The following is a 22,000-nucleotide window of genomic DNA, read 5'->3' as shown; positions in this document are numbered from 1 at the left end:
GGTGATGCACGCGCTGACGCTGATGGGCAGGCGCTGGAACGCCCTCTCTCGCGTGACGCGTGCCTGTGCCGGCGGCGGCGCGCTGGCACTCTTAACGCTTTCACTCACGCTCGCAATTCTGGCGCACGCGCCGCGCGTCGCGCTCTTTGCGGCGCCGCTACATCCCGAACAGCTCGGTGAGGTCGAAGAACGGCTGGCCGCCTGGAGCGTCGCGTTCACGGCGACCGCCGACAACGTCATCGTCGACGCCCGGAGGCGTAACGATCTGCTGCTGCGTCTCTCGCTCGCCGGGGTCCCGCACCCGCACCTCTCGAGCACCGGCGAAGCGCTGGGTGCGATCGGCGTCCTGACGCCGCAAGCGGTCGTCGACGCGCAGACTCGTGCGGGCCTGGCGGGCGATATCGAAGCCGGATTGCGCGGCATCGACGGCGTCGACGACGCGCGGGTGATCGTCGCACCGGCGAAGGCGGCGGAGTTCGCCGACGAAACCGCGCACGACGCAAGCGCGAGCGTCCGGCTGCGGCTGCGTTCGGGCTCGCAGCTCTCGCACGAGACGATTGACGGCATTCGTTCCTTCGTCGCCGCGAGCGTTGCGGAGCTCTCGGCCAAGCGCGTGACGATCCTCGACGATCGCGGCGTCGCGCTCGGAGAGAGCAACGAGCGCAACGGTGACGCGGCCCAGCTTCAGGCGTCGCTGCAGACGGCGCTCGACGCTGCATTCGGCGACGGCACGACGATCGTTCGCGTGCGCGCGGAGTACGCGAACGAGCAGGTCTCGGAGCGCGACGTTCGCCGCCTGCCCGTCGGACTGCAAGCGATTGCCGGTACCAGGCGCAGCGAGAGCTTTGACGGCGGCGGTAAACGCTACCGGCGCGCCGAGGAGGGTGCCGATCGTGGAAGCGACACCCGGGAAATCACCTCGCAGGCGGCGCCCGGAGGGTTGCGGAGGCTTTCGACCGCGGTATTCGTCGACCGCGGTCGATCGACGGACCTCGCGAAGATTCGCGAGCTTGCCGAGGCGGCGGTCGGTTTCGACGCGCGCCGCGGCGACCTGTTGGCGGTCGAAGCCGTCAGCTTCCACCAGCCACCCGAAATGCGCCGGGATGCTTGGGCGCTGTTGTACGGCGCGCTCATTCCCCTCGCGCCGGCACTCGTCGTTGCCATCGGTCTGGTCGTCTGCGTTCGGTTCGCGATTCCACCGTGCGGTGAGCTCGTACGGTCGCTGCTGGAGCGCGCGGCGCTCGAGCGCACGTCGAAAGCGGCCGCAGGCTTCGCGCCGGCACGCGTTCGCAGCTGCTCGAACAAGAACCGCCGCACGCTGCGGCCGCGATCATCAGCGCCCTTCCGGCCGCGACGGCTACCGCCGTACTCGAGCTCTATCCGCCGCACGAACGTGAGGCAATCGTACGGCGAATGCAGCGCAGCCACGCGCCGCTGCTCGACGAAGCGCATGAGCTCCTTCGCCGCCATGCGTGAGTTCGTTCCGTTGACGGCGCTCTTGCGTCCGCTGCAACCGCTTGACGAGCCGGCGCTCCCGGAAGTCGAGATCCGGCCCGAACTCGATCGCGCAACCGTGCACTGCACGCACGCGGCCGATGAGTACGCCATGGCGTTTGGTGCGATTCGCCGTTTTCGTGCGGCGCTCGCCGATGCACTCGATGCCGGCGTGGCGCGCCTCCTGCAGGAGATTGCGGAGAACGTGCTGGCGCGCGAACTCGCGCTGCGAGCTGCGGACGTCGCCTCGATCGTCGCGAAGACGCGCGAACGGCTCGTCGACGAACGGATCGTTGCGGTGCGCGTCCACCCGCGCGATCGCGAAGCGCTTGCGGAGCTGCAGGTCGAAAAAATTAACGACACCTCGCTGCACCCCGGCGATATCGTCGTCGAGCTGCGATCCGGCACGATTGACTTACGGTTATCGGCGCGGCTCGAAGCGGCGATCGCGGCTGCGCACGAATGATGGCGCCGCGACGTCTGGAGTTGGGGACGTGTGCTCTCGGCCGCGCGATCGATGCCGCCGGCCACCCGCTCGACGATGGTCCGCCGTTGTGCGGGCGCGCGATATCGATCGCGCTTCGGCCGCCGCGCCCCGCCCAGCGCGCGCCGGTCGTCACGCCGCTGTGGACGGGCGTACGGGTCGTCGACGGGCTGCTGACGATCGGGCGCGGCGCGAGGATCGGGATATTCGGCGCGCCCGGCGCTGGAAAAACGACACTGCTCGAGGCGTTCGTCGACGGATGCGCCGCCGACGCGGTCGTCGTCGCACTGGCCGGCGAGCGGGGTCGCGAAGCGCAGCAGTGGATCGCGCGCCTCAACGAGCGTACGACGGTCGTCTGTGCGACCAGCGATCGTCCCGCGCTCGAGCGTCTCGACGCGGGAGTCGTTGCGGTCGCGCAGGCGCGGGCACTTCGCGAGCGCGGACTCTCGGTTTTGCTCGTGCTCGATAGTCTGGCTCGCGTTGCCGCGGCGCTGCGCGAACTTGCCATTGCAAAGGGAGAGAGCACCAGACGCGGCGGCTATCCGCCCAGCGTGTTCGCCGAGCTGGCGCGGCTCGTCGAGGTAGCCGGCGTCCTCGCGGAAGGTTCGGTCACTTTGATCGCAACGGTGCTCAACGACGGCGACGATCGCGATCCGGTCAGCGAAGCCGCCCGCTCGCTGCTCGACGGCCACATTGCGCTTTCGACCGCGTTCGCTCGAGCCGGACGTTTCCCCGCCGTCGACGTGCTCGCCAGCACCAGCCGCACGATGGAGATGGTCGCGGACGGCGCGCAGCTTCGTGCGGCAAGAGCCGTGCGCCGCGCGATTGCCGCGCTCGAGCGCGTCACGGACGCGCGTAGTTTGGGCCTTGAGTCCCAGGAGCCGCCGGTGCGCGCTGCGGTTGCGGCCGAAGATCGCTTGGAAGACTTCCTTCGCCAGGCCGCGCGGCGCTGCGAGCCGGCGGAGACGCTCTCGCGTCTGGCCGCGCTCGCCGAACTTGTGGAGGACGAACGTGCAGATCGCTGACGAACTCGCTGCGGTCCGCCGTCGCATCGCCGAGATAACGACCGCGCCGGCCGGCGCTTGCGAATTCGACGAGATCCTTTCGGCAAGAGTGTACGACGCGCAGCGCGCGCAAGTGCCGGTAGACGTTCCCGCTGCGGCCCGGACGCCGCGAGGTGAGATCGCAGGGATCGTCGCGGCCGCCGCGGCTCGCCGCAACCTCGATCCGGCGCTGGTCGACGCCGTCATCGAGAACGAATCCGGGTTCGACGAGCGCGCCGTCTCGAGCGCCGGCGCGCAGGGTTTGATGCAGCTGATGCCCGGGACGGCCGCGGCATTGGGCGTACGCAATCCGTACGACGCGCGGCAGAACGTCGACGGCGGGACGCGATATCTGCGCAGCCTGCTCGATCGTTTCGGCAGCGTGACCCTTGCGCTGGCGGCGTACAATGCCGGCCCCAATGCGGTCGAGCGTTTCGGCGGCGTGCCGCCGTACGCGCAGACGCGCGAGTACGTGCAGCGTGTTCTCTCGTCGTACCAGCGGCGTTCTCAACTCGGCAACCCGGCGACGACCGAAAGTTCACCTGCGCCTGACAGCATGTTGCCATGACGACAGAACGGCTCGAGGTCAGCATTCTTGCGGCACCGCTCGCGGCGATCGACCGGCGAGCGCTCTCGCAAGCCTGGTATTCGGCGCTTCATCTCGATCGCAAGCAGACGCGGCCGGCGGCGCAGACCGCGCATCGCTCGCAGGCCGCTGCAACGATCGCCTGCCGGCCGCAGCAGCCCGCCGAGCACCGGTTATTCGAACCTTGCGCCGAGTATCGCCAAACCAGCGGCTCCGCAGCTCGCCGCGCGCGGCCGCAGCTCGCCCCCAACGTCGCGCGAGCGGCGACGTTTCGGGCGATATTACCTTTGAGCCGCCGCATCGAGCGCACGTTCTTCCGGCCGAACGCAGCGGTACGGCGCGCGACCTTCTCGCTCGGACGCGGCGGCGCTCGCGTCCATGTGATTTTGCAAAGTAACGCCGGCACGGTTACCCTCGTCGCGCTCTGCCGGCCCGAGATGCGCCAGCTCGTCGCGCGGGCGCTCGCGCAGGCGCGTCTGGCTTTGGCGGCACGCGGATTCGAGACCACGCCCCTCACCAACGGAGGATCGATATGTTCCTAAACCCAGCGTTGAGCGCGGCGCTCGACCGAATCACCGAACGCGCCGCGGACGTGCGTCGCGCCTTTGTTCCCGGCAGCGTGCCGCAGCACGACGACGTCGCCACGCCGGCGGCGATCTCCGATTTCACGCTCGATCCCCTCTCGGTCTGCGCCGCCGGCGGCCTCTACTTCGTTGCTCGCGACGCGCGCGGCGAGACCGGCTTCACCAGCGACGGATCGTTCGCGCTTCACAACGGGCGGCTCGAAGATCGCGACGGGCGCGCGATCTGCGGCCTCGACGGCTCGAGCCGGCTCGTGGAGCTGCGGGTCGATCCGATCGATGAAGCGCTTGGGCGCGCCGCGAACGCGCGGGTCGAGGCCGACGGCAGCCTCGCCTACGATCGAACGAGCATCGACCCGCGCAGCGGAATCCGGGAGTCGCGGCGCATCGTTGCCGGCCGCCTCGCGCTCGCGCGTTTTCCGGCCGGTACGCGCCTTTCCGAAAGCGACGGCCTGCATATTGCGCCGCCGGGCGTCGACGCGCAGCTCGGTGGCGGGACGCGACGGTTTTGCCGCGCTCGAACCGCTCCATCGCATGCGCAGCCGGGTCGACTTGGACGAGAGCCTCGCGCGGCTGAAAGAGGCGTACATTACGTTCGACGCGTTGCAAGCAGCGGAGACCGCCAAAGGCCACCTCGGCAAAACGGCGATGGATCTGTTGAAATGAACCGGCGCGTGCGCGAATGGGTCGTTACGAGGCGCTCCTCGCTTCCGGTGAGCGCAGCCTGCGTCGTCGCCAACGGCGTCCGCGAGTCGCTGGCCGCGCTCTTTGCCGCGCCGGTTGAACTGCACGTCGTCGAACCTTCGATTCCGCGCCGCTGCGCGTGGCCGACCCTCCTGCGAGATGCGCTTCTCTATCGCATCCGCGGCAGCGTCGCCGAGGCAATCGTCGTCCTTCGCCCCGACGATGCGGCCACGCTCGCGGCGGCGCTCTTCGGCGAGCCTCCGTCGCGCGGGAACCGCCGTCTCTCACCGTTCGAGCGGGACGTTTTGGATCGCACGATCGGAATGCTTGCGGCGCACCTCGGCTCGGTCTGCGGAACGCGGGAGAGCCTCGGCGCCGAGCGCGTCGACCGGATCGAGCGGCTCGCGACGTACTTCGAACTCTCACTGCTCGAACCGGTCGTCGCTCGCATCGGAATCGCGCTGACGCGAGATCCGTCCTCGCAACCGCAAACGCGAATCGAAGCCGCGCATCTGGCAGAGATCCCGATCGCGACGCGCGTGCGGTTCGCTCTCGGTCCGGTTTCGAGCCGCGCGATAGCGGCGCTCGCAGCGGGCGCGACGCTGCCGGTCTCCCGACGAACTGCACCGCTGCACGCTCGTAGCGTTCGGGCGCGCGCTCGCGCGCGGAACGTGCGGGCTCGCCGGCGGCCGCCGCGCGCTGCGGATAGACGCAGCCGGCGACTCGTAAGAAGCGATGGTCGTCGATGGTAATGGTCCGCTCGAAGGCGACGATCTCGGCCTGCTGCTGCACGTTCCGCTCCAGCTGACCGTCGAGCTGGGCGGATGCAAAATGTCGGTGGCAGAGATCCTCAAGCTTGGAAACGGATCGATCGTCGAGCTCGATCGCGCGGCCAACGCGCCGGTCGAGCTGCTCGTCAACGATCGCGCGATCGCCCGCGGCGAAATCGTCGCCGTCGACGAGAGTTTCGGGTTGCGCATAACCGAACTGCTGCGCAACGGGCGATCGCCGTGAATCTCGATCCGCTGCTCGCGGCCGCGGGGCGTCACGGAAGCGAACCCCTCGACCTTCTGGTAGGCCTGACGCTCCTCTCGCTCGTGCCGCTGCTGCTCGTGATGTGCACGTCGTTCGTGCGGATCGTCGTCGTCCTTTCGCTGGTGCGTTCCGCCATTGGTGCGTCCGCGCTGCCCCCCAACGCGGTGCTTACGGGCCTTGCGCTGGTCTTGACGATGGTCGTGATGACGCCGACCGCACAGCGGATCGGCCGCGAGGCCGTCGAGCCCTACACGCACGGGCGCTTGACGCCGTCGCAGGCGCTCGCGCGCGCGACCGGACCGCTGCGTTCGTTCATGCTGCGGCAGACGCGCGCCGCCGATATCGCGCTCTTCGAACGGATTGCGCGAGAGGCGCCGCCGCCCCGCCGCGCGGTCGCGATGACCGTCTTGATTCCGGCTTTCGTCGTCGGCGAGCTTCGCAGCGCCTTCGCCATCGGTTTCGCCCTCTATCTGCCCTTTGTTGCGATCGACTTGGCGGTCGCCGCGATGCTGATGGGCCTGGGCATGATGATGTTGAGCCCACCGGTTGTTTCGCTGCCGGTGAAGCTCCTGCTCTTCGTCATGGTCGACGGCTGGGCGCTGCTCTGCGGAGGCGTCGCGGGCAGCTTTCGTTAAGAGACGAGCCGCATATGCGCATCAGCGAGGCGCTCGCGACCCAGCGGCCGTTTTTCTCCTTCGAGTTCTTTCCGCCCCGAGACGATGCCGGCTCGCAGCAGCTCTTCACGACGATCGAGGCGCTGGCGCCCTTACGGCCGGCCTTCGTCTCGATCACCTATGGCGCGGGGGGCTCGACGCGCGCACGAACCGTCGCACTGGCAAAGCAGATTCAGCAAGAGATCGGGATGACGGTCGTCGCGCACGTTACGTGCGTAGGCGCTTCGCGCGCCGACCTGCGTGCGCTCTTCGACGACTTAGCGCGCGCACGCATCGAGAACGTGCTGGCGCTGCGCGGTGACGCGCCCGCAGGCACCGCCTTTGAAGGAACCGCCGGAGGCTTCACCCAGGCCGACGAGCTGATTGCGATGCTGCGGCGTAATTACGACTTTTGCATCGGCGCGGCATGCTACCCGGAGAAGCACCCGGAGGCGCCGACGGTCGACGCCGACCTTGAAGCGCTCAAGCGCAAAGCGGACGCCGGTGCCGACTTTCTCGTGTCGCAGCTCTTTTTCGACAACGCGCTCTTCTTCGCGTTCGAGCGCCGGGCGCGCGACGCCGGCATCTCGGTGCCGATGCTGCCGGGCCTGATGCCGATCACAAACTTCGCCCAGATCGAGCGCTTCGTCGCGATGTGCGGCGCGAGCATTCCACCGAAGCTGCGCGTCGAGATGGAGATGCGCAAGGGCGACGTCAAGGCCGTTGAGGATCTGGGTGTGGCCTACGCATCGATGCAAGCCTCCGAGCTGCTGCAGTCCGGAGTGCCCGGCCTGCACTTTTACACGCTCAATCGTTCGCCCGCCACGCGCGCGATCGTCTCCGCACTGCTTGCCGCGAGTGCGTGGCGGCCGGCCCCGCGCAACGCGACCGCTATAACAACCGCGTAACGCCCTCGTAACGCCGTTCCCTTACCGTTAGGGCGTGGAGGCGCTCGACGGACTCTTGCACGATGCGCTCGTCACGACGGCGCTGATCGCTTTGCCGATGCTCGCCGGCGCCGCGCTCGTCGGGACGGCGGTTGCGGTCGTCCAGGCCGCGACGCAAGTGCAGGAACAGACGCTGACGCTTCTCCCGAAGATCGTTACCGTCGGCCTCCTGGTCGCCGCGTTCGGAGCGACCGCGATGCATTTACTGGCCTCGCTCTTCGATCGTGCGATCGCGGCGATACCGGCGCTGGGCTCGGGATGGTAAGCGGCCTGCTCGTATTAGCCCGCTGCGCGGGCTTCGTCTTTCGCGCGCCGGGATTCTCGCATCCAAGCGTCCCAGTCGCGCTGCGGGGCGGGCTCGCGCTTTCGCTGGCAATGCTCGTCGCACGGCCGCTGGCGGTGCGTACCCGCAGCGAGGACATCTACGGATTCGTCGCCGCGCTGCTCGTCGAGTTTCTGCTGGGCAGTGCGATCGGCATGACCACGTCGCTGATCTACGACGGCGCGTACGCGGGAGGGCGCGTCGTCGACGATTATATCGGCGTCAAGGCGATCGCTCCGAGCGTCGCGCTGGTGGCGCCCTCGGGCTACGGGCGCGTCTGGTCGCTCGCGTTTACCGGCGCCTTCTTTCTGACCGGCGCGTACCGTCCGATGCTGCTCGCATTCGCGCAGAGCTTCACCCGCATTCCGCCGGCAAGCGCGATCGACGCCGCGCAGTGGACGAGCTTCACCGCGTGGTTCGCACAGACGTTCGTCGTCGTCGCGCTGCAGGTCGCCGCGCCGGCGGTCGCTGCGGCATTCGTCGTGCAGATTGCGCTGGGCGCTCTTTCGCGCGTCGTTCCGCGTTTCGGCAGCTTTACGCTCGCGTTTCCGCTCGCCTTCGCCGCCGCGCTCCTTGCAAGCACCGTCGTCGTGCCGCTCGAAGCGCAGCATGCTCCGCTCCCGATCGTTTTGTTTCCCGGGCCGGCACGATGAGCGATAGCGAAGAGAAGCCGTTCGAAGCGACGCCGCGGCGAATCGCCAAGGCGCGGCGCGAGGGTGACGTCGCACGTTCGAGTGAACTCGCGGTGAACTGCTCGTTCGCGGCGGCGGCCTGCGGCGTCGCCGGCATCGCGGCGAGCATCGCGAGCCTCGGGGCGGATGCGCTCGCCCAGGCCGCGTCGCTGCGCCCGGCTCCCCCGAGCGCCGGGGCGGTCGCCGCCGTTGCGCTCGTGCCGATTCTCTGCGCTTCGCTCGCCGGTACGTTCGCGACGCTGCTGCAAAACGGGGGCCTGGCGTTCGTGCCGGTCGGGATGAAAGTCGAGCGCCTCAATCCAGTTCAAGGAATACGCCGCGTCTTTTCCCGCGAGACGCTTCGGGCATTCGCTGCGCGCGATCCTCGCGTTTTCATGTGCTGCGGGCGCGATGTTCCCGGCGTTTGCAGCGAGCGCACCGGCGCTGCTCGCCTCAACCTCGCTCGACCGTTTCGCGACTGCGGCATGGTCTTGCGCGATCGAGGTCGTCGCCGTTGCGGCGGGGATCGGCCTGCTCTTCTCGCTGGTCGAGTTCGCAGCCGCGCGCAACGCGTGGCTGCGCCGGCTGCGGATGAGCCTCGAAGAGCGTAGACGCGAACAGAAGGAAGAAGAGGGTGACGCCACCGCCCGCGGCCGGCGGCGTTCGCTCCATCGCGCGTTTTTGCGCGGCGGCCTCGCAAAGGTAAAAGAGGCGGCGTTCGTCGTCGTCAATCCAACCCACGTCGCCGTAGCGCTCGCATACGCACCGCCGCTCGTCACGGTGCCGAAGGTGCTCGTCCGCGCGATCGACGACCTCGCACTGCAGGTTCGCGCGCTTGCCGTCCGGCACAGCATCCCGGTCGTCGACAATCCGCTGCTGGCGCGAGCCCTCTATCGCGACGTGCGCTCGGTCGAGCCGATTCCGCGCGAGCACTATCTCGCGGTCGCCGAAGTCGTCATTGCGCTCGCGCGCGCGAGCGAGCCGGCCGTATGAGCTCTTCGCGGCGCGCGGTCTACGCGTTCGCCGCTTTACTATTGGCGATCGTCGCGATCCTGATCGTGCCGCTGCCGCCGTGGCTGCTCGATCTGCTGCTGGGAATCAACATCTTCGGTTCTGCGCTCGTGCTCTTGCTCTCGGTGACCGTCGACGACCCGCTAGAGTTCTCGGCGTTCGCGCCGGCACTCTTGATCGCCACGCTCTTTCGGCTCTCGCTCGACGTTTCGGCGACGCGGCTGATCTTGACGTCGGGGGCGACGCCGGGTGCGGTCGGGGCGATCATTCCCGCGTTCGGAGAGTTCGTCGTGCGCGGAAATCTCGTCGTCGGCATCATCGTCTTTGCGATCCTCGTGACCATTCAGTTCGTCGTCATCGCCAGCGGCTCGCAGCGGGTTGCCGAAGTCGCGGCCCGCTTCACGCTCGACGCGATGCCCGGCAAACAGATGGCAATCGACGCCGACGTTCACGCCGGCTCCCTCGATGCCGAAGGCGCGCGGCGCAAACGCGAAACGGTTCAACGCGAGGCCGATTTCTACGGCGCGATGGACGGTGCGGGAAAGTTCGTCAAGGGCGACGCGATCGCGGCGCTCGTGATCGTCGCGCTCAACTTGGCGGGCGGCGTGCTCGTCGGCGTGCTCTACCATGGGCTGTCGCCCGTCGACTCGATCTCGACCTTCGCCCTCCTCTCGATCGGAAACGCGCTGGTGACGACGCTGCCGGCCTTTCTGATCTCGACGGCGATGGGCCTGATGGTCACCCGCGTCGCATCGGAGGGTGCGCTCGGCGCCGATCTCGCGACGCAGCTCTTTGCGCGGCCCGACGTCTTGCGCAGCGCCGGCGGCCTGCTGCTGGCGCTTGCGCTGGTGCCGGCATTGCCGCGACCACTTTTTATCTTCTTGGGTGCGACGGCGTTTATGCTGGCGGCCGCGCAGCGAAATCGCCGGCGCGGCGAGAGCGAGGCCGTCGAGGCGCGCGAGCGCCTCAAGCGTAACGCGATGCGGCGCCCGGAGCTAGCGCTCGGCCTGGTGGGCGTCGACGCCGTCGCACTCGAAATCGGCGCCGATCTCGCACAACTCTTGGCGCCGCCGCTAGCTGACGCGCTGCTCGACCGGATCGGCGAGGTTCGCCGAGCGCTGGCAGCCGACATCGGCGTCGTTCTTCCCGGCGTACGTTTGCGCGACGATCTTGGGCGCGATCCGCGCACTTACGGAATTCGGGTTCGCGATCGCTTGGCGGGGAGCGGGCGCCTCGAACTCGAGCGGCTGCTCGCGGTCGCCGACGAAGCGGTCTTGACGCGCTTCTCGGTGCAGATCGAACGCGAACCCGTCTACTCACTGCCCGCCGCCTGGATTCCGCCCGACGTGCGGGAGAGCGCGCTCAATGCGGGCGCGCTGGTTTTCGATCCGATCTCCGTGCTCGGCTCCCATCTGGCAGAGATCGCCCGGACCCACGCCGCCGAGCTCGTCGGGCGTCAAGAGCTGCATACGCTGCTCGAACATCTCCGCTCGACGGTGCCGGCGGTGGTGAAGGAGATCGGCGGAGAAGCGCTGCCGTTCGGCGCCGTGCACCGGACCTTTGGGCTTCTGCTGCGCGAGGGCGCGTGGCCGCGCGATCCGATCGCCGTCTTCGAAGCGATGCTCGAAGCCGCAACGCGCGATCCGCGCGAGCTGGCGGAGTGCGCTCGGCGAGCCATCGTTCCGGATCTCTTGCGCCGCCGGGGCGTCACGGCGCTCGAGCCGGCGATCTTCGAGCCGGAGTTCGAGCAACGGCTGATTGCGGCGTGGTGCCGCTACGGCGCGGAAGGGGCGGAGCCGGCGACCGCGCTTGCGGTGCGCGCGCGGATCGAACGGTACGCGATGCGCACGCCGCGGGAGCGCGCCGCCGTCGTCTGCACCTCGGCGCTGCGGCCGGTGCTCGCCGACTTCTTGCTGCGCTCCGGAATACGCGTCGCCGTTTACGCCTACGGCGAGCTCCCCAACGAGATGGCGCTCGTACCGGCCGAGGTCATCGCTCAAGAAGAGACGAACGCGCTCGCTTCATGCACCTGACGACGCTGGACTGGGTCATCGTCGTCGCGTCTTTGGGCGTGAGCTTTCTGCCCGCCATCGTGCTCGCGCGCCGAGCCGGGCGGAATATCACCGAGTTCTTTGCGGCCGGACGCCAGGCGCCGTGGTGGCTGATCGGGATCTCGCTGGTCGCCACGACGTTCTCGACCGACACGCCGAATCTCGTCACCAACCTCGTACGCGACGGCGGGGTCGCCGAAAACTGGCTGTGGTGGTCGTTTCTGCTCACCGGTATGGCAACCGTCTTCTTTTATGCGCGGCTCTGGCGCCGCTCCGGCGTGCTCACCGATCTGGAGTTCTATGAGCTGCGCTACGCCGGGCGCGCGGCCTCGTTCGTGCGCGGCTTTCGCGCGATCTATCTCGGGCTGTTCTTCAACTGCTGGATCATTGCAACGGTCAACTTGGCGCTGGTGAAGATTGCCGGCGTCCTCTTCGGCTGGCCGCGCTGGGAGACGCTCGCGATCTGCGTCGTCATTCCGATCGTCTTCGCGGCGACGGCCGGCCTCTGGGGCGTGATGGTCACCGACATGATTCAGTTCTGCATCACGATGAGCTCGGCGTTCGCGGCGGCGTACTTTGCGATCCACGCCCCAGGCGTCGGCGGCTTGCACGGGCTCGTCGCGCATTTTAGCGGAAGCCGCACGGCCGCGCTATCGATTCTGCCGAACTTCGGCGATCCCAAGAGCGCACTCGCCGTTTTCATCATCCCGGTTACCGTGCTGTGGTGGTCGGTTTGGTATCCGGGCGCCGAGCCCGGCGGCGGCAGCTACGTGGCCCAGCGGATGCTCGCGGCGCGCACCGAGTCCGACGCCCTATTCGGCACGTTCATGTTTCAGGCGATGCACTACGCGCTGCGGCCCTGGCCGTGGATCGTCGTTGCGCTCGCGTCGACGATCGTCTACCCGAGCCTGCACGATATTCACGCGCGCTTTCCGATGCTCAGCCCGAATCTGATCGGCAACGACGTAGCTTATCCGGCGATGCTCGTCTTTCTGCCCGCGGGATTTGCGGGTTTCATGGTTGCCGGAATCTTCGCCGCGTATCGGTCGACGATCGAGACGCACCTCAACTGGGGCACGTCGTACCTCGTCCACGACTTCTATCAGCGATTCATCGCACCGGGCGCGAGCCAGCGAGAGCTGGTCTTCGCCGGACGGCTGGTCACCGCGCTGCTGATGGCGCTCGGCGTGGTCTTCACGCTCTTTCTCGATAACGCCAAGGACGCGTTCACGCTGCTGCTCTCGATCGGCGCGGGCACCGGCCTGATCTATCTGCTGCGCTGGTTCTGGTGGCGGATCAACGCGTGGAGCGAGGTCAGTGCGATGCTCTGCTCGTTCGTCGTGTCGCTGGGGTTCTTCATCGCGCACCGCTACGGGCACGGCGTCGACGCGACTACAGCGCTGCTGATCACGGTCGGCGCTACGACGCTCGTCTGGATCGCGGTTACCTTCCTGACACCGCCGGTCGGTGACGCGGCCCTGGCGGCTTTCTACGAGAAGGTGCGGCCGGCGGGGCCGGGCTGGAGCCGAATCCGCAGCCGCGGAGGGCTCCCGCCGTCGCCGGACTCGCTGCCGATGGCGCTGCTCGGCTGGGTGCTTGGGCTGGGCGCCGTCTATGGGGCGCTCTTTGCCACCGGGGCCTTTATCTACGGGCGTCCAGGCGCGGGCTTGCTCTGCTCTCTCGTAGCCGCCTTGGCCACCCTCGGACTGCTTTTCACCGGACGGCATCTCTGGCGTCCGGCGGCAGGCCCGGCGCCGGTGAAAAGCTAAACCCCACCGGCTTCAATGAACTGGAAGAATCTTAAAACGCCGTTGAAGGCGTTAGTTATCGTCGCGGTCTGCGTCTTTGCGATCTGGTCGGTCGTGCCGGTGCAAAAGACGATCCGTCTCGGCCTCGATCTGCAAGGCGGAGCGCGGCTGTTGCTGCAGCTCTATCCCACCGAAGAAGTCCCGACGATCACGGCGCAGGTCCAAGCGCAGACTCGCGAGGTCATCGACAGACGCATAAACGGACTCGGCGTCGCCGAACCGTCGATCAGCAACGTCGGCGTCAACCGGATTCTCGTCGAGCTTCCCGCCGTCAAGGATCCCGATCAAGCGGAGCAGGTGCTCAAGCAGGTTGCCGTTCTGGCGTATAAGATCGTGCCGTTCGACGTGATGCAGAAGGCCGACGCCGCCAACGACGTCCTCAAAAACCTGGTGACCGCAACGCCCAAGCAAAAGGCCGCAGCGGAAGCGTACGTCTCGAAGACCGCCTACGATCTCAGCGGCCCGGTCGTCTACTCGGGCAAGGACCTCAAGGGTGCGCAGGCGAGTTACGATCAGTCCGGCCGGCCGAACATCAACTTCCAGACCAAAGACCCGGCTCGCTTCGGCAAGCTGACGTCGTCGAATCTGCAGAAGCCGCTGGGCATCTTTCTCGATCACCGTTATCTCTCGGCGCCGATCATCCAGAGCCCGATCTACGACAGCGGACAGATCACCGGCTCGTTCACCCAAGAAGATACGATCACGCTGGCCAACGAACTCAACGCCGGCGCCCTGCCGGTCAGCGTGAAGATCATCGAGAAAGAGTCGATTGGCCCGACGCTCGGCAAGATCGACTTGGTGCAGTCGATGCGCGCGGCGGCGCTCGGCCTGGGGTTGGTCCTGATTTTCATGATCGCCGTCTACCGTCTGCCCGGCCTGCTGGCCGACTTGGCGCTGGCGGTCTACGTGCTCGTGATGATGGCGATTCTCGCCCTCTCGCACGTAACCCTGACGCTGCCGGGCATCGCCGGCTTCGTGCTTTCGATCGGTATGGCGGTCGACGCCAACGTCCTGATCTTCGAACGCATCAAGGAAGAGCTTTGGAACGGCAAGACGATGCGCGCGGCCGTGCGGATCGGGTTCCAGCGCGCGTTCTCGGCCGTCTTCGATAGCCACTTCACGACGATCGTCGGCGCCGGCGTGCTCTATATGCTCGGTACCGGAACGGTCAAAGGTTTTGCCTTTACGCTCTTCTGGGGAACCGTCGTCTCGCTGGTCACCGCCGTCTTCATCACGCGCTTCTTGGTCGACGTTCTCGTGGACAACGATCTGCTGACGTCGCCCCAGCTCTACGGCGTCAAACCGTCGGACGTCGGCATCTTCGCCAAGGCCGGAGCGGGGGCGTAGCGCATGCTGTTTCGTCGGCTAAACTGGAATATCGTCGGCTGGTTCCGGATCGTCTCAACGATCTCGTATCTCGTCATTGCGCTCGGCTTCGGGGCGATGATCTACCACGGCTTCCAGGGCGGCAAAGGCTTCCAGCCCTCGCACATGCTGCGCCTGGGCCTCTCGTTTACCGGCGGCACCGACATCTCGGTGCAGTTCACGCAGCCGACCACCGCCGATAAGGTCAAGTCGGCGCTGACCGGCCTCGGCCTGACCGACGAGTCGGTGACGACCGCCGGAACGGGCGGCAAGGCTTTCGTCATTCAAACGCAGTCGGCGTACGCCAACGATTCGGCGCCGCTGTGGAAAGCGCTCAATACGGTCGCGCCGGTCGACCGCGCCGCGTCGCAGATCACCGCCGTCGGACCGTCGCTCGGCCGCGAGTATCTCACCAACGCGCTCTGGGCGCTGGTGATTGCGCTCGGCATCCAGTTCCTCTACATCGCCTTCCGCTTCGGCTGGAACTACATCTTCGGTTTGGTCACCGTCATCGCGCTGGTGCGCGACGCGGCGATGATGATCGGCATCTACGCGCTCGCCGACCGCCGGGCCGACGACGCGTTCTTAGCCGCGGTGCTGACCGTCATCGGCTACTCGGTCATGGACACGATCGTCATTCTCGACCGAATACGCGAGAACACCAAGCTGATGGCCGGCGCGCCGTACGAGAAGATCGTCAACGAGTCGATCAAGCAGACGATGACGCGCTCCTTCAACACGCTGGCGACCGTGGTGATTACCTTGGTGGCGCTGCTCGCCCTCGGCGGCGCGAGCCTCAAGAACTTTGCATTTGCGCTGCTCGTCGGCATCTGCTCGGGCGGCTACCACTCGATCTTCTACTCCGCACCCTTGGTGCTCGGCTTTCGTAAGCGCCAGCTCGAGGCAGCGGCAAAGCGCCGCAAGCTCGGCGTCGGGGCGGAGCGCAGCGTGACCACGCGCTCGCGCGGCGACGCGACGTCGCCGCAAGGCCGCGGCGGGGCGCCGCGCGAGGACATCGTCGCGGCGCGGCGCGAACGCCGGCAAAAGGCGAAGGCAGCGCGTTCGGTCTCTCCGGCTCCCGTGCAACGCTATCGCAAGCGCCGGCCGGAGGAGAACGGCGCGGTTGCCGTCGAGGAGCCGCTGCTGGCGCAAGAAGAGGGCATCGATCCTCTCGACGCACAGAAGGCGGGCCTGCACGATGAAGCGTTGGAACAAGGCCACGAAGAGATCTCGCTCAACCTCGAAGATTCAACCGAGCACCAGCACTCAGGCGCCGAGCGGCCCGAAGAAGGCGGCGCGCCCTAGCGCGCTCCCCCCGCCCACACCGTCGGAGGCTGCCTTCGAGGCGGTTCTTCGTTCTTTTTCACAAGCGACATCGCTCGAGGCCGCGAGCGCGGCCGGCGAAACCGATGCGGCCGCCGAAGGGAGCGCCTTCGACGAGGCCAGTGCATTCGTCGAGCGCGTCTTTGCGGCCGGCGATGAGTATCTGCGCGATCCCTACTCGACGATCGACGACGCAACCCGCTTTCACACTAAGCTCGCCGGCGTCTCCTTCGAAGGGCGCCAGGACGTCATCGCCGGCATGCGCGCCGAGGCGCCGCTCGAACTGCGGCGGCAGCCGGAGAACCCGCACGACGCCAACGCCGTCGCCGTGTGCTACGGCCACCTGCAGCTGGGCTTTCTGAACAAGAAGTTAGCCGCCCATATCGCGCCGCTGATCGATGCGGGTGCGCGGTATCGCGCGCGGGTCGCCTCGCTGACCGGGGGCTCGACGGGCTCAGCGCAGGCCGTAAGCGGTAGAAGTCGCGGCGTCAACATTCTCATCGAGCGCGATGCCGCTCCGCTGCGCAGTGCACGCGAGCGGTCGCTGCAAACCATGCGTGCCGGAGGCGAGACCGATGCAGCGCAGACGAGCGAGCTGGTACGCGCGGCGCTGATCGGAACCGCTCGGCCGCACGAAGCGCAGCTGGCGGTTCTCGAGCGCGTCGAGGCCGGGAAGAATACGCTGGCGGTGCTGGGAACCGGGCGCGGTAAATCGTTCTGCTTTCAGTACACCGCGGCGATGCGCGCCTTTAGCGGCAGCGGCCGCACGCTGGTCGTCTATCCCCTGCGGGCGCTGGCCAACGATCAATACGAGGCGCTCGTGCGAACGCTCGAGCCGATGGGCTTGCGCTTCTTTCGAGCCAACGGCTCGATCGACGCGCTCGAGCGTGAGGCGCTCTTTGCGGCGCTTGAGGCGGGAGCCTGGGACGTCGTGCTCGCGACGCCGGAGTTTCTCGAGTTCCACCGCGACGCGCTGCGAGGCAAGAGCGCTCCGTCGTTCGTGGTCGTCGACGAGGCGCACCATCTGCACGAGTCGCGGCATCGGGCCGCCTACGCTCGGCTCGCCGATACGATCCGGTCGCTCGGCAATCCCCAAGTGCTCGCGCTGACCGCCACTGCGACCGACGAGGCATTCGCGCGGATCGTCGCCGACCTGCGCATCGAATCGTGGGTGATCGACCCCACGGTGCGTGAGAATCTCGACGTCGTCGACGCGCGCGGTACCAAAGACAAGATCGGCTACCTCACCGAGCTCTTCGCTGCGCGGGGCGAGCAGCGGGAGAAGGGAATCGTCTACTGCTACTCACGTTCGGAGGTCACGAAAGTCGCCAAGCGATTGCGCAAAGAGCTGGGCGACGAAGTGATGTTCTACCACGGTAAGATGCCCAACGGCGAGCGATTGGAGATCGAGCGGCTCTTTCGCGAGGGCCGGCTGCGGGTGATCATCGCGACCTCGGCGTTTGGCGAGGGCATCGACTTGCCCGACGTGCGTCACGTCGTGCTCTACCATCTCAACTTCGATTCGGGGGAGTTCAATCAGCAGGCCGGGCGGGCGGGGCGCGACGGCGGCCCGGCGCGCATTCACCTGCTCTTCGGGCAGCACGACCGCACCCTCAACGAGTTCCTGATCGACCTCGACGCGCCCCCGCTCGCGCGGCTGCGCGAGATCTATCGCGGCCTGCGCAGCCTCGCGCGCGACGGCGTCGTGCACGGCGACAACGTCGCGCTTACGGGGGCCTTGGACTCCGATGGCGTTCGCGATCGCAGCGTCGGCGCCGCGCTGCGCATCTTTTCGGACGCGCAGCTCGTGGAACTGGGCGAGGACGACGAGGGCCGTTACGTTCGCTTTCTCCCGGTGAGCGGACGAATCGAGATGGAGCGCAACGAGCGGTACGCCGAGGGCGAAGCGACACGCGATGCTTTTGCCCGCTTCTGCGAGTTGGCGCTGAAGGCTCCCGCGCCGACGCTCGAGCGAATCATCAACCGGCCAATCTATCCCTCGCGCGCGCAGCTCCGCCGTTAGGCACGAAAACGGCGGCAGCCTCTTAGCCCGCGCGGTCGTCCGAAACCGGCGTCCGGCCGGAATCGGGCTGCGCTCGCTCGAAAAAGAGAACCATAACGCACCATCTGGAGAATGCGGGGTCAGATATGACGCGTTGCCTCGGCGTCGTCTTTCTCATTGCAGCAGCGTTCGCGGGCTGTTCCTCGAGTGGCGGCAGCAGCTCGCCGGTCCCGATTACGCCGCCGACGCAGGGACCGCCACAAAAGGGGCCCGAGGGCAAGTACATCAAGCACGTCGTTCTCATCGTGCAGGAGAATCGGACCTTCAACGACATTTTTGCCGGCTTCAAGGGTGCCGATACGACGTTTTACGGCTACACGCACACTGGAGCCAGAGTTCGCCTTCGCGCGATCACCTTCAAGGGGCCGGATGTACTCCACAACTGGGGCAATGCAATGGCCGACTGGAACCACGGCCGCATGAACGGATTCGACAGAAGCCTCTACACGAACAATAGGCCGGCCGGAACCTATGTCTACGCGTATCTCCAGCGTAAGCAAGTCACTCCGTATTGGACGATGGCGCGCGAATACGTGCTGGCGGACCACATGTTTCCGACGATGTTCGGGCCATCGTTTACGGCCCACCTCGATTTGGTCGCGAGCACGACCAACATTAGCGCCGATGAAGCCGAGGTCGACGGTCCGACCGGGCAGCCTTGGGGTTGCGATGCTCCGGCTGGCACGTGGACGTATCTGCTGAACCCGCAACGCGAGAGGAGCGGGAACGGACCGTTTCCATGCTTTACACAATATAATACGATGGCGGAGACGCTCGACGCCGCGCGCATAAGCTGGAGGTACTACGCGCCGCAAGGCAGGTATGCGTTAGCGCGGCTCTGGTCGCCGTTTGCGGCCATGCGGAAAGTGCGGTTTGGGCCCGACTGGGAGAGGAACGTCATCTCGCCTCAAACGACGGTGCTCAGAGATATCGCACATGGAAGGCTCCCGCAGGTATCGTGGGTGATCCCAGATGGCATGGACTCCGATCACGCCGGCTCGCAGAGCGACAAGGGAGCGTCGTGGGTAGCGAGTGTGGTGAATGCAATCGGTGAGAGCCAATACTGGAACACCACTGCTATCGTCGTGCTTTGGGACGACTGGGGTGGATGGTACGACAACGTGTCGCCCCCACAACGCGATTTCGTCGGTCTCGGCATTCGAGTTCCATGTATCATCATCTCGCCTTACGCAAAGGTCGAGTACGTTTCGCATACGCCGTACGAATTCGGCAGCGTTCTCAAACTCATCGAGGAAACGTTCCAGCTCGATTCGCTCGGACCGGCTTCCAGAGGATACACCGATACGCGCGCCACCAGCCTTGTGGACAGCTTTGACTTCAAGCAGAAACCGCGCGTCTTCCAGCCGATCCCCGCGCCTTATCCGCCGGCATACTTTCTATCGCGGCCGCCTTCAGGGCTACCACCTGATTCAGAGTAGCCCCAACGGATGGCGGCCTCCGGATGCTAGGCGAGCACCCGCGTCATCGCGCCTTCGTCGACCTTCGTATAGAACGCGTTGTGCGTCTCGGTGACGCCGGCCGAGGCCCAGGGATCGATCTGCTTAGCCGACGTGGGTAAGTGCACGGTCGGGCCGGCGGCATCGCTGTAGTCCGCGCCGCCAAACGGCCCGAACTCGCCGCTCTCCCGGTGGGCAAGTACCAGGTTCCCCACGGCATCAGCGGCGGCTTTTGCATCGCCGCGCAACCCGGCATCCAGCCGGCCGTCGCTGGCGAGCGTGTCGTAGAAAGCGATCGCGGGACGATCGGCGTGCCACGGCATGGCAGAGCCGCCGGGGAAGCGCACCATCCCGGGAATTGCGCGGGCGTCTTCGCGCACGGCGCCGCCAACGTCGCGGTTACGAGCTTGCGCGGCGACGTCGTCGTTGAGGCGTTTGATCGACGCTTCCGCGGAGCGAATCTTCTCCGGGCTCACGTCCAGCACGTCGAAGGCGGCGGCCGGCCCGAAACCGCCGAAATCGCCGGCGTCGTATTTCGTGCGCATGACGTCGCCGACGACGCTGTGGGCCATCGCGCTCGGGTCGTTCTCGTGGGCGGCGATCGCGTGCGCCACGTTGCTCGGCACGCCGGGCGCGAGCATCGTCTCGGGACTCGCGGCGAGATACTTTACGCCCGCGCTGGAGAGCGCGTCGGCGAAGCCCATGGGTTAATAAAGAGGGGCTCCAAAACCGGACACGCGGGCCGGCGAGGCGCAGCGTCATCCGCTGTCCGAGGGGACAATCACGCGCGGATGGGAGCCATGGGCGTTCAAAACGCCCCAGCGCCGGGCGCGTTGCTGTCAGGCCGGTTCAGCCTTATTCCTTGACTCGACCACTTTACGCTCCATGACCTCCAACCAATCTCAACATCTTTATCGTTGTGTTATTCAAAAACGATCTCCCTGCTGTATTAAGCTCCGCCGCCGCGAGCACCACTTCTCGGCACAGACGCACGATTAACATCGATAAATCAAGCAGAATGAGTCCTGCGTGATCCGCTTTAGGGAGATGTCTATCTACCTTGAAAGCGTTCGCCCATTGACTTGCCATTCTCAAGACCCTCCTGTGGTCCGGCCTTGACCTTCCATATGGAAACCATACATCGAGCAACTGCCTGTAATTTATTTCATTTCTCGTTGCGGACAACCAAGCAACGCCGGACCGACGCAAGTACGATGTTAACTTTAAAAGTTGGTCGAGTGCATCTTTCGTCTCCGCTGTCGTGGGAAGCGTTGCAACCTTGCGAGTAACATCATCAAGAAAATCGTCAAATGCCTCCCAAACAGCCGCATGTCCATGCCCGGAAAGCTTACTTGAAGTGATTTCAAGAGTGTTACCGGAGCCGACGATCCTTGTTGGCGATAATCCAGAAGTTGGCGAAATCGACACGGAATAGGTTCGAGCCGCCCTGACCAGAGCAGCGATGCCTCTGCTATCAAAGTAAGCTAGGGAACTACCATTCATTCTTAGGAGGGCGTGCGCGCTAAAAAAGCTGCGTAATACGATTTGATCAAAAGCCACCCTAGTGAACGCGGCAGGTCTTTAACGGAAACATCGCTAGCCGCGGATTCGAATGCTGCGCTCGCAATTCGTGATATATCACCACACCATGCGTCCAAGAGTTGATCAGGGGCGGAAGCCGTCAACTCCAAAGGGTCAGTATCAGCGTAAATCGCATAGTTTCCTTTAAGGATAAAATTTCGCAAAGAGTCTGCGCTCGAGGACTGCTTTTGGATAATTGCGGCCGGCAAGACTGCGGCAACGTAATATCCTGTCGACATAGTGCTAAAGCGAAAGCTTACGCTCTAGGTGTCGGCTTAACGTTGAATAAAAGACCCTATAGCTGTCGCCGGGCTTGGAAAGTTGGCCTGCAGTAAGTCTATCGGATAACGGCTGAAGTTCACGAGAAAAGTTCCGTTTTGTGAATTCGCCGTTATATCGATCCTTTACTCGGGTCGCCACTTCGGGAAACAACGCTAGAAACGCTCGGAACACAGTGGGAGAGGTTATCGCCTTGAGCTGTTTCTTTGACTTAAGAATGGATGTGACGGCGTGCAGGTATTCGCTGATGACGTCATACGTTCGCTCGATGTCTGGATCGTCTAGCTTAGCTAACACCGGCTTGAGGGCTCCATTCACTGTCACTCGCGACAGCTTACCTGTCGCCTTTTTGGATGGCGACATGAGCCCCAGGAGTGGGCTGTTCTCATCCGTCGCGAGCCTATTAAAAAGCTCGCCTAAAGTCTCTTCCAGTTCCGTGTCGTAGCTAGCCAGTTTTTTTATGTCGAGCAGCAATTCATTGGGGACCGGGCGTTGCTTAGTATTTATGTCAATGAATAGGCGAGCTTCATCCGTTCTTGACAGTTTGTCAAAGATCACCACGG

At 65.7% G+C, this 22,000-nt stretch carries 19 protein-coding genes; 17 read left to right on the top strand and 2 right to left on the bottom strand.

Annotation, left to right across the window (positions count from 1 at the left end; all coding sequences use genetic code 11):
* Positions 1-4: 4 nt before the first annotated feature.
* From VGG51_12455 to VGG51_12375, 17 genes are all read left to right on the top strand, one after another.
* Positions 5-1,960 carry a flagellar M-ring protein FliF C-terminal domain-containing protein gene (locus tag VGG51_12455; GenBank protein ID HEY1883840.1) on the top strand — a complete coding sequence of 652 codons (1,956 nt, stop codon included), beginning with the start codon at positions 5-7 and terminating at the stop codon, positions 1,958-1,960.
* Positions 1,957-3,003, top strand: coding sequence for an EscN/YscN/HrcN family type III secretion system ATPase (locus VGG51_12450; GenBank protein ID HEY1883839.1), 1,047 nt, complete (start codon positions 1,957-1,959; stop codon positions 3,001-3,003). The genes VGG51_12455 and VGG51_12450 overlap by 4 nt, the downstream gene beginning before the upstream one ends.
* Positions 2,990-3,589, top strand: a complete 600-nt coding sequence (locus VGG51_12445) for a lytic transglycosylase domain-containing protein (GenBank protein HEY1883838.1) — start codon at positions 2,990-2,992, stop codon at positions 3,587-3,589. The genes VGG51_12450 and VGG51_12445 overlap by 14 nt, the downstream gene beginning before the upstream one ends.
* Positions 3,586-4,149: a hypothetical protein gene (locus VGG51_12440; protein HEY1883837.1), complete on the top strand. Its 564-nt coding sequence runs from the start codon at positions 3,586-3,588 to the stop codon at positions 4,147-4,149. Before VGG51_12445 ends, VGG51_12440 begins: the two co-directional genes overlap by 4 nt.
* The gene (locus VGG51_12435; GenBank protein ID HEY1883836.1) at positions 4,140-5,624 is read left to right on the top strand and encodes a hypothetical protein; all 1,485 of its coding nucleotides are present in this window, start codon (positions 4,140-4,142) and stop codon (positions 5,622-5,624) included. Before VGG51_12440 ends, VGG51_12435 begins: the two co-directional genes overlap by 10 nt.
* Positions 5,608-5,886 (top strand): flagellar motor switch protein FliN, encoded by a 279-nt coding sequence (gene fliN / locus VGG51_12430; protein ID HEY1883835.1) that lies wholly within the window; start codon positions 5,608-5,610, stop codon positions 5,884-5,886. The genes VGG51_12435 and fliN overlap by 17 nt, the downstream gene beginning before the upstream one ends.
* Positions 5,883-6,542 carry a flagellar type III secretion system pore protein FliP gene (gene fliP, locus VGG51_12425; GenBank protein ID HEY1883834.1) on the top strand — a complete coding sequence of 220 codons (660 nt, stop codon included), beginning with the start codon at positions 5,883-5,885 and terminating at the stop codon, positions 6,540-6,542. Before fliN ends, fliP begins: the two co-directional genes overlap by 4 nt.
* Before the next feature lie 14 nt (positions 6,543-6,556).
* Positions 6,557-7,468: a methylenetetrahydrofolate reductase [NAD(P)H] gene (gene metF / locus VGG51_12420; GenBank protein HEY1883833.1), complete on the top strand. Its 912-nt coding sequence runs from the start codon at positions 6,557-6,559 to the stop codon at positions 7,466-7,468.
* A gap of 34 nt (positions 7,469-7,502) precedes the next feature.
* Complete coding sequence (locus VGG51_12415) at positions 7,503-7,772, top strand: flagellar biosynthetic protein FliQ (protein HEY1883832.1); 270 nt, start codon at positions 7,503-7,505, stop codon at positions 7,770-7,772.
* On the top strand, positions 7,766-8,482 hold the full coding sequence (locus VGG51_12410; protein ID HEY1883831.1) for a flagellar biosynthetic protein FliR: 717 nt from the start codon (positions 7,766-7,768) through the stop codon (positions 8,480-8,482). Before VGG51_12415 ends, VGG51_12410 begins: the two co-directional genes overlap by 7 nt.
* Positions 8,483-8,818: 336 nt before the next feature.
* Positions 8,819-9,493 carry an EscU/YscU/HrcU family type III secretion system export apparatus switch protein gene (locus VGG51_12405; GenBank protein HEY1883830.1) on the top strand — a complete coding sequence of 225 codons (675 nt, stop codon included), beginning with the start codon at positions 8,819-8,821 and terminating at the stop codon, positions 9,491-9,493.
* A complete protein-coding gene (locus VGG51_12400) occupies positions 9,490-11,544 on the top strand; it encodes a flagellar biosynthesis protein FlhA (GenBank protein HEY1883829.1) in 2,055 nt (684 codons plus the stop codon). The genes VGG51_12405 and VGG51_12400 overlap by 4 nt, the downstream gene beginning before the upstream one ends.
* Entirely contained in the window at positions 11,535-13,331 is a 1,797-nt protein-coding gene (locus tag VGG51_12395) for a sodium:solute symporter family protein (protein HEY1883828.1), read from the top strand. The genes VGG51_12400 and VGG51_12395 overlap by 10 nt, the downstream gene beginning before the upstream one ends.
* A 42-nt stretch (positions 13,332-13,373) precedes the next feature.
* Positions 13,374-14,717 (top strand): protein translocase subunit SecD, encoded by a 1,344-nt coding sequence (gene secD, locus VGG51_12390; protein ID HEY1883827.1) that lies wholly within the window; start codon positions 13,374-13,376, stop codon positions 14,715-14,717.
* A gap of 3 nt (positions 14,718-14,720) precedes the next feature.
* Positions 14,721-16,040 (top strand): protein translocase subunit SecF, encoded by a 1,320-nt coding sequence (secF, locus tag VGG51_12385; protein ID HEY1883826.1) that lies wholly within the window; start codon positions 14,721-14,723, stop codon positions 16,038-16,040.
* Positions 15,934-18,081 (top strand): helicase-related protein, encoded by a 2,148-nt coding sequence (locus VGG51_12380; protein ID HEY1883825.1) that lies wholly within the window; start codon positions 15,934-15,936, stop codon positions 18,079-18,081. The genes secF and VGG51_12380 overlap by 107 nt, the downstream gene beginning before the upstream one ends.
* A 125-nt stretch (positions 18,082-18,206) precedes the next feature.
* Positions 18,207-19,559: an alkaline phosphatase family protein gene (locus VGG51_12375; protein ID HEY1883824.1), complete on the top strand. Its 1,353-nt coding sequence runs from the start codon at positions 18,207-18,209 to the stop codon at positions 19,557-19,559.
* Between the two features lie 26 nt (positions 19,560-19,585).
* On the opposite strand, the gene VGG51_12370 is transcribed toward VGG51_12375, so the two are convergent.
* Entirely contained in the window at positions 19,586-20,281 is a 696-nt protein-coding gene (locus VGG51_12370) for a hypothetical protein (protein HEY1883823.1), read from the bottom strand.
* 1,120 nt (positions 20,282-21,401) lie between these two features.
* A partial coding sequence (locus VGG51_12365) for a hypothetical protein (GenBank protein HEY1883822.1) occupies positions 21,402-22,000 on the bottom strand: 599 nt, incomplete at its 5' end.

Source organism: Candidatus Cybelea sp., from assembly GCA_036489315.1.
Lineage (GTDB): Bacteria > Vulcanimicrobiota > Vulcanimicrobiia > Vulcanimicrobiales > Vulcanimicrobiaceae > Cybelea.
Note: the sequence above shows the minus strand (reverse complement) of the source record. Positions and strands in the feature narration are given on the sequence as shown.